Annotated in this window: 1 protein-coding gene; it reads right to left on the bottom strand. The window is 76.9% G+C overall.

Annotated elements, in window-relative coordinates; all coding sequences use genetic code 11:
• Window positions 1-145 precede the first annotated feature (145 nt).
• Window positions 146-1,456 carry a TerD family protein gene (locus tag ACSNOK_RS32945; RefSeq protein ID WP_436784458.1) on the bottom strand — a complete coding sequence of 437 codons (1,311 nt, stop codon included), beginning with the start codon at window positions 1,454-1,456 and terminating at the stop codon, window positions 146-148.
• Window positions 1,457-1,582: the final 126 nt, after the last annotated feature.

Here is a 1,582-nt window from a genome sequence, read left to right as displayed (position 1 = left end):
GGGGTACAAGTCGAAGGTGTGAGGGGGTGGGGGTGCCAGTTCGGGTGTGAGCGGCGGTACGGGCGGCTGTGGTTCGTGGGTGTGCTGCCGCCCGTACCGTGCGGTCCTGGTCCGGGCTAGCGGTACCGTGCGGTCCGGGTCCGGGCTAGCGGCCCGGCAGGAACTGAGGCCCCTGCGGGGGCAGCCGGAAGGCCGGGTCGGGGGTCATCGGCGGAGGCAGCGGGTAGTCGGCCTGGGCGTCCTGGAACGGCTGCTGCGTCTGCGGCGGCTGTTGCGTGTGCTGCTGCCCCTGTTGGGCTCCGTGGTGCCCTCCGTGCTGCTGTCCGTGCGGAGGCTGGTGGGGCGGGGGCTGCTGGGGGTAGCCGTAGGACGGCTGGGCGGCCGGGTACTGCGGATAGCCGTACCCGGGCTGGGACGGCGACGCCGGCGGGACGCCGGGCGGCGGCGGGTAGCCGTACCCCGGCCCGGCGGGGCGCGGGACGGCCGTGGTGGGCGCGTCCGCGGCGGCCACGAGCGGGGCGGTCGGCGGAGGCGGGGGCGCTGTGACCGGTGCGGCGACCGGTGCGGTGACCGGTGTGGCGTGCGGGTCTGGGGAGGCCAAGGCGGGCGATGCGCCCTGGGCTCCGGGAGCGGCCGCCGGTGCGGCGGGGAACGGTGGCCGGGCGGGCGCCGTCTCCGGAGATATGGGCTCGGGGTGCCGGGGTGCGGCGCCGGGCGCGGCCTCGGGAGAGGCGGGAGTCCGCCCGTCGTCCGCGGTACCGGGCCGGGGTCCGTCCGCCGCCCCGGCTCCTGAGTCGGTCCCGTCCGGTTCGCCGGTTTCGTTTCCGCCTTCGGCCCCGGCCCCGGCCCCGTCCCCGTCCCCGTCCTCGTCTTCAACGGAGATGCCGTACTCGGTGGCCAGTCCCACCAGACCCGACGCGTAACCCTGGCCGAGGGCCCGGAACTTCCAGCCGTCGCCGCGGCGGTAGAGCTCGCCGCAGATCATCGCCGTCTCGTCGCCCGTCTCGGGCCGGACGTCGAAGCGGGCGACGAGCGGGCCGGGGGCGGCGGCGGTGTCGCCGGGCGCACCGGCCGCGGCGCCGCCCGGGGACGCGGAGGAGGCGTCGTACAGCAACAGGCAGAGATCGTCGACCAGGCCGAACGTCCCGCCGTCGGCGGAGGCGGCGATCACCACCCGGCGTACGGAGCCGTCCAGCGGCGCGAGGTCGGCCTCGACAGTGTCGGTCAGCCCCTCGTGCAGCCGCTTCTTGGGCAGGTGGCGCACCAGGCCGGAGGGGTGGCGGGGCTGGTTGTAGAAGACGAAGTCCTCGTCCGAACGCACACGGTCGTCGGCGCCCAGGAGCAGGGCGGAGACGTCCACGTCGGGGATGCCGGCACCAGGGGTCCAGCGCAGCACCGCCCGGACGGCCGGGGCCTCCAGCGGGATGTTCGATCCCTTCAGCATCGTGTGCGTCATGCCCGCAATCCTGCCCTCCCGCGCGGGCCGCGGACAACGCGGGCCCCGCCCGCGGCCGAAGCGCGGCCGGGGGAACCGGGGGAGCGCCCGGGGCGCGCGGGGGCCGCGCGGGGGCCACGCCCATCC

Source organism: Streptomyces sp. URMC 126 (assembly GCF_051386555.1).
Lineage (GTDB): Bacteria > Actinomycetota > Actinomycetes > Streptomycetales > Streptomycetaceae > Streptomyces.
Note: the sequence above shows the minus strand (reverse complement) of the source record. Positions and strands in the feature narration are given on the sequence as shown.

Excerpts from the sequence above, each read along its gene's own strand:
- ACSNOK_RS32945 (WP_436784458.1), bottom strand. The coding sequence starts at position 1,456 with ATGACGCACACGATGCTGAAGGGATCGAACATCCCGCTGGAGGCCCCG.